This window comes from Azospirillum sp. (assembly GCF_035627195.1).
GTDB lineage: Bacteria > Pseudomonadota > Alphaproteobacteria > Azospirillales > Azospirillaceae > Azospirillum.
This window is the reverse complement of sequence record NZ_DASPMG010000430.1, coordinates 1-5,730: the sequence shown is the minus strand read 5'-3', so window position 1 is coordinate 5,730 and position 5,730 is coordinate 1. Positions and strand designations below refer to the sequence as shown.

Here is a 5,730-nt window from a genome sequence, read left to right as displayed (position 1 = left end):
TCCGGCACGAACATGGTGTCGCGCAGCACCTGCTTCAGCTGCGAGGGCGTGTAGGGGAAGCCGTGGCCGAACGGCGTCCAGTCGGCGCGCGCCCACAACCCGCGCCGGTTCGGCACCACCACCAGCAGCCGCCCGCCGCCGGCCAGCACGCGCCAGATCTCGCGCATCATCGGGCGCAGCTGCTCCGTTCCCTCCAGCCCGTGCACCAGCAGCACGCGGTCGACCGACATGTCGGGCAGCGGCAGGTCCGCCTCGTCGCCCAGCGCCACCAGCCCCGGCCCCTCGCGCGGCCAGAAGGTGATGCCCTGCGCGGCCGGCATGATGGCGAACACGCGGTCCGCCTCGTCGCGGAAGGGGCGCAGGTAGGGCGTGGTGTAGCCGATGCCCATGACGATCTGCCCGCGCACGTCCGGCCAGATCTGGCGCACGCGCCGCCGGATCATCCGCCGCGCCACCTGGCCCAGGCCGGACTCGTAGAACTCCCGCAAATCGACGATATCGGTGTACATGGTGTTGGAACGATAGCACGAAACGCTGCCGAGGGACTGCACGCCATGGACATCCATCTCATCCCGGCCTTCAGCGACAATTACATTTACCTCCTGCGCGATCCGGCCAGTGGCGCGGTCGGCGTCGTCGATCCGGGCGACCCCGAACCGGTGATCGCCGAGCTGGACCGCCGCGGCTGGCGCCTGACCACCATCCTCAACACCCACCACCACAACGACCACATCGGCGGCAACGCGGCGCTGAAGGAGCGCTACGGCGCCACCGTCATCGGTGCGCGCGCCGACGCCCACCGCATCGCCGACCTGGACACGGCGCTGGACGAGGGCGACCGCGTGTCGTTCGGCGGCGACGCCGGCACGGTGATCGCCGTCCCCGGCCACACGTCGGGCCACATCGCCTTCCACTTCCCCGGCCAGCAGGCGCTGTTCTGCGGCGACACGCTGTTCTCGCTGGGCTGCGGCCGCCTGTTCGAGGGCACGGCGGAGCAGATGTGGGACTCGCTGTCCAAGCTGCGCGCCCTGCCCGGCGACACCCGCGTCTACTGCGGCCACGAGTACACGCAGAGCAACGCCCGCTTCGCCCTGACCATCGAGCCGGACAACGCCGACCTGCGCGCCCGCGCCGACGAGATCGGGCGCTTGCGCGCCGCCGGCCGCCCGACGATCCCGACCACGCTGGACCTGGAGCGGCGCACCAACCCCTTCCTGCGCGCCGACGAGCCGTCGGTCCAACGTACGCTGGGCATGGAGGGCGCCGCCCCGGCCGCCGCCTTCGCCGAGATCCGCAAGCGCAAGGACACGTTCTGACGAGCCGTAGGTTGGGTTGAGCGCAGCGAAAACCCAACGCCCGGCCCAACACCCGGCCTAACGCCGGGAATGTGCTATAAGACCACCTCACCACCGGGAGGGAGACAGGATCCCATGATGAAGCTGCGCTACAGCCCCACCTCGCCCTACGTGCGCAAGGTGATGATGGTGCTGATCGAATGCGGGCTGGACGACGCGGTCGAGCTGATCAGGACCGACGCATGGTCGCCGGAAACCGACCTGCCGGCGGACAACCCGCTGGGCAAGGTGCCGGCGCTGATCGTGCAGGACGGGCTCACCCTCTTCGACAGCCCGGTGATCTGCGAATACCTGGACACGCTGCACGACGGCGCGCGCCTGTTCCCGCCCCCCGGCCCGGCGCGCTGGACGGCGCTGCGCCAGCAGGCGCTGGCCGACGGCATCTGCGACGCCGCCATCCTGCGCCGCCTGGAGGCCAACCGCCCGGACGGCGAGAAGTCGCCCGCGTGGATGGAGCGCCAGCGCGCCGCCGTCGCCCGCGCCTGCGACGCGCTGGAGGCGGAGGCCGCCAGCCTGCCCGACCAGATGACCATCGGCACCGTCGCCGTCCTGGCCGCCCTGGGCTACCTGGACTTCCGCTTCGGGCACGAGGACTGGCGCCCCGGCCGCCCCGCCCTGGCGGCATGGTTCGAGCGCGCCTCGGCGCGCGACGGCTACCGCCGCACCGCACCCCCGGCGTAAGGACGGACGCCATGGCCGAGCTGACGCCGGAACGGATCATCGAGCTCCTCGGGATGCAGCCGCATCCCGAGGGCGGCCACTACGTGGAGACCTACCGCCACGCGCCCGGCGACGGCGGCCGCGGCGTGAAGACCGGCATCTTCTTCCTGCTGCGGGCCGGCGAGCGCTCGCACTGGCACCGCGTCGACGCGGTGGAGATGTGGCACTGGCACGCCGGCGGCCCGCTGGAGCTGTCGGTGTCGGAGGACGGGCGGACGGTGCGCACGCACACGCTGGGCATGGACCTTCTGGCCGGCGAGCGCCCGCAGATGGTGGTCCCGGCGCACGCTTGGCAGGCGGCCCGCCCGCTGGGCGACTGGACCCTGGTCGGCTGCACCGTCTCCCCCGCCTTCGACTTCGCCGGCTTCGAAATGGCGCCGGACGGCTGGACGCCGGGGTGAGGGTCAGCTCCAGGGATTGAACGTCGAAACGCCGGTCACGGCGACGTCGCGGACGTTGCGGGTCACCAGCGTGTAGCCGTTCACCAGGGCCGTGGCGGCGAGCAGGCCGTCGATCGGCGGCAACGCGTGGTGCGTGCCCGCCAGCCGGCCCCAGCACAGCGCCACGGCCTCGTCGACGGGAACGGCCCGCCTGCGGTAGTCCGCCGGCAGGCTGTCGAACCACTGCTGCAGGGTGTTCGCCTTGGCCTCGTTGCCGCGTCGGCGCAGGGCGGTGATGCCCTTCTCGATTTCGCCCAGGGTCAGCACGCTGATGCGGATGGACGCCGCGTCGAGTGCCGCCAGCCACGAGACGACCTTCGGATCCGGCCGCGCCGATCGCACTTCCGAAAGGACGTTGGTGTCGAGCAGGTAGATCGTCAAAACTCGACGTCCCGGTTCAGCTTGGGACGATCGTTGAGGATGGCGACCGTCTCGTCGTCCAGCACCGGCCCGTTGAGCAGCCAGTCCTTGAGGTCGGAGGCGGGTTCGCGCAGGCGCCGGTATTCCTCGATCGACAGCACCACCGCCGACCGCTCCCCCTCGACCGAGACGAACTGCGGCCCTTCCTTGTGGGCACGCTCGACGATCTCGCCGAGATGGCCCTCCGCCTGCTGAAGTTGCCAGTCCATCACTGCACCTCGCACGTGAGCGTGACGTCCAGACTATCGGTGCGCGTCGGGCGCGGGTCAAGCCGCCGCCCAACATCGCGCCCTCACCGCCCCAGCACGTCCCGGCTGGCCAGGATGGCACCGCCGACGATCAGCGCGCAGGCCGCCCACACGGTCCACCCCGCCGCCGCCTGCCCGAACAGGATCAGCAGGAAGGTGGACAGGAGCGGCGTGGCGTAGCTCAGCGCGCCCAGCGCCCGGATGTCGCCGCGCTTCACGCCGTGGTCCCACACGAAGAAGGCTGCCCCCACCGGGCCGATGCCCAGCAGCAGCACCGCCAGCCACTCGCCGCCCGCCGGCACCACCGTCGTCTCGAACGCCAGATGGCACAGCGCCGCCAGCACGGCGGTGGCGAGGCAGAAGCCGCCCACCGCCTCCGTCGGCACGTTGCCGAAACGGCGCGACAGCACCGAATAGGCCCCCCAGGTGACCGCGCACGCCAGCGCCGACAGGTAGCCCGGCAGGTCCGCCGCGTCGACGCTCAGCCCCCGCCCCCGCCCGGTGATCAGCAGCGCCGTGCCGGCCAGCCCGGCCACCGCCCCCAGCACGTGCCCGCGCCGCAGCCGTTCGCCCGGCAGCAGGGCCGAGAACAGCACGATCAGCAGCGGCCACAGGTAGTTCAGCAGGTTGACCTCCACCGCCGCGCCGGGCGCCAGGCGGAAGGCCAGGAAGTAGAAAAAGTGGTAGCCGAACAGCCCGCCGACCCCCAGCAGCCAGACCCGCGGCGGCTGGCGCAGCACCCCCACCACGTCGCGCCCGCGCGCCAGCCCGGCCAGCGTGCCCACCACGAAGGCCAGCGCGAACGCCATGGCCACCAGCTGGAACGGCGGGATGGAGCCGGACAGGGTGGTCAGCAGCGCCAGCGTCGACCACAGGACGATCGCCGTGCCGCCGATCGCCGTGGCCCGGCGCACCTCGGCGCGCGATCCGGTGAGGACGTCGGCGGTCATGACGGAAGCTCCACAAGCCAAGGTTTCAGGTGACGAACGCGCCCCTGCATAGCCGGGCGGCGCCCGAGACACAAGGTCACAGCCGATCGCCCCGCACCCCTTACTTTCGGCTATCCCCCGCTTCCGGCTGGCGGTACCCTGAAGGGAGCGGCGCCCTTTTCAGGTCGCACGAGACCGAACATGACGTTGACACCCTTCCCAGCCGCACCACCGGCCGCACCACCGGCGGCCGCACCACCGGACAGGGCCGTGCCATGACCGCCTTCCCGCACAGCGGCAAGCGGCTGGCGCGCCGGCTGATCCTCGGCATCGTGCTTGGCAGCACGCTGATCACGCTCGTCATCACCACGCTGCAGCTCTACCAGGAATACCGGCGCGACGTCGGCGAGATCGACAGCCGCTTCTCGCAGATCGAGGAAAGCTACCTCGGCAGCATCGTGCAGAACGTCTGGCTGGCCGACCGCGCGCGGCTGAAGACGCTGCTGGACGGCATCCGCCGCCTGCCCGACTTCGCCTTCGCCGAGGTGCAGGTGGACGGCAAGCCCTACGCGTCCAGCGGCGCCCCGCCGGATCGCGGCATGCTGACGCGCCACTGGCCGCTGACCATGCAGCACCGCGGCCAGACGCTGGACATCGGCACGCTGACCGTCACCGCCAGCCTGGAGGGCGTGTACGCCCGCGCGCTGGAGCGCATCGGCTTCATCCTGGCCGCCAACACGGTCAAGACGTCGCTGATCGCGCTGCTGATCTTCCTTCTGGTGGACCGGCTGGTCACCCGGCACCTCTGGCGCATGGCCGACTACACCCGCCGCATCGGCGCCGGCGACCTGGACACGCCGCTGCACCTCGACCGCCGCGACCGCGACGAGATCTACGACCTCGCCCGCTCCATCGACGACATGCGCGAGGGGCTGCGCGACTACTCCGCCCGCCTCCACGGCCTGAACGCCGAGCTGGAGCGCACCCTGGCCGAACGCACCGAGGCGCTGCGCCGCAGCCGGGAGAGCGAGGCCGCACTCCTGGAAAGCCGGGACCGGCTGGCGATGGCGGCCAGCGTCTTCTCGAACACGCAGGAGGGCATCGTCGTCACCGACGCCGATGGACGCATCCTGTCGGTCAACAAGGCCTTCACCGTCATCACCGGCTACAGCGAAGCGGAAGCCGTCGGCCAAACCCAGGAGATGCTGCGCTCCGGCTACCAGGACGACGGCTTCTTCCAGGAGATGTGGAAGGAACTGCACGAGGCCGGCTTCTGGCAGGGCGAGGTGTGGAACCGCCGCCGCAACGGCGAGGCCTATTTGCAGTGGGAGAGCGTCACCACCATCCGCGGCGACGACGGCCGGCCGAAGACGCACATCGTCATCTTCAGCGACATCACCGAGATGCGCCGCAAGGACGAGCGGCTGCGCTACCAGGCCTACCACGACGTGCTGACGGGGCTGGCCAACCGCACGCTGCTCCAGGACCGGCTGGAACACGCGCTGAGCTTCGCGCGCCGCGCCGACAGCGCGGTGGCGCTGCTGTTCCTCGACCTCGACCGCTTCAAGCTGGTCAACGACAGCCTGGGGCACGAACTGGGCGACCAGCTGCTGAAGAC

At 71.1% G+C, this 5,730-nt stretch carries 8 protein-coding genes; 4 read left to right on the top strand and 4 right to left on the bottom strand.

Going from position 1 to position 5,730, the window contains the following annotated elements; genetic code table 11:
* Positions 1-509: class I SAM-dependent methyltransferase (locus VED21_RS36720; RefSeq protein ID WP_324891099.1), on the bottom strand; the 509-nt coding region annotated here is incomplete at its 3' end.
* Positions 510-545: 36 nt separating this feature from the next.
* Here VED21_RS36720 and gloB point away from each other — a divergent pair.
* The 3 genes from gloB to VED21_RS36705 all read left to right on the top strand — a co-directional run bounded on the left by gloB (position 546) and on the right by VED21_RS36705 (position 2,476).
* Positions 546-1,316 (top strand): hydroxyacylglutathione hydrolase, encoded by a 771-nt coding sequence (gloB, locus tag VED21_RS36715; RefSeq protein ID WP_324891103.1) that lies wholly within the window; start codon positions 546-548, stop codon positions 1,314-1,316.
* Positions 1,317-1,430: 114 nt separating this feature from the next.
* Positions 1,431-2,036 (top strand): glutathione S-transferase N-terminal domain-containing protein, encoded by a 606-nt coding sequence (locus VED21_RS36710; protein WP_414638393.1) that lies wholly within the window; start codon positions 1,431-1,433, stop codon positions 2,034-2,036.
* 11 nt (positions 2,037-2,047) lie between these two features.
* Positions 2,048-2,476, top strand: a complete 429-nt coding sequence (locus VED21_RS36705) for a cupin domain-containing protein (RefSeq protein ID WP_324891097.1) — start codon at positions 2,048-2,050, stop codon at positions 2,474-2,476.
* Positions 2,477-2,479: 3 nt separating this feature from the next.
* Here the strand turns inward: VED21_RS36705 and VED21_RS36700 are convergent, their stop codons facing one another.
* The 3 genes from VED21_RS36700 to VED21_RS36690 form a co-directional block, all read right to left on the bottom strand.
* The gene (locus VED21_RS36700; protein ID WP_324891095.1) at positions 2,480-2,896 is read right to left on the bottom strand and encodes a type II toxin-antitoxin system VapC family toxin; all 417 of its coding nucleotides are present in this window, start codon (positions 2,894-2,896) and stop codon (positions 2,480-2,482) included.
* Complete coding sequence (locus VED21_RS36695) at positions 2,893-3,144, bottom strand: type II toxin-antitoxin system Phd/YefM family antitoxin (protein WP_324891093.1); 252 nt, start codon at positions 3,142-3,144, stop codon at positions 2,893-2,895. Before VED21_RS36695 ends, VED21_RS36700 begins: the two co-directional genes overlap by 4 nt.
* 83 nt (positions 3,145-3,227) lie before the next feature.
* Positions 3,228-4,133: a DMT family transporter gene (locus VED21_RS36690; protein ID WP_324891091.1), complete on the bottom strand. Its 906-nt coding sequence runs from the start codon at positions 4,131-4,133 to the stop codon at positions 3,228-3,230.
* 254 nt (positions 4,134-4,387) lie between these two features.
* Between VED21_RS36690 and VED21_RS36685 the strand changes: the two genes are divergently transcribed.
* Positions 4,388-5,730: diguanylate cyclase domain-containing protein (locus VED21_RS36685; RefSeq protein ID WP_324891089.1), on the top strand; the 1,343-nt coding region annotated here is incomplete at its 3' end.

Excerpts from the sequence above, each read along its gene's own strand:
- VED21_RS36690 (WP_324891091.1), bottom strand. The coding sequence starts at position 4,133 with ATGACCGCCGACGTCCTCACCGGATCGCGCGCCGAGGTGCGCCGGGCC.
- VED21_RS36695 (WP_324891093.1), bottom strand. The coding sequence starts at position 3,144 with ATGGACTGGCAACTTCAGCAGGCGGAGGGCCATCTCGGCGAGATCGTC.
- VED21_RS36710 (WP_414638393.1), top strand. The coding sequence starts at position 1,431 with ATGATGAAGCTGCGCTACAGCCCCACCTCGCCCTACGTGCGCAAGGTG.
- VED21_RS36705 (WP_324891097.1), top strand. The coding sequence starts at position 2,048 with ATGGCCGAGCTGACGCCGGAACGGATCATCGAGCTCCTCGGGATGCAG.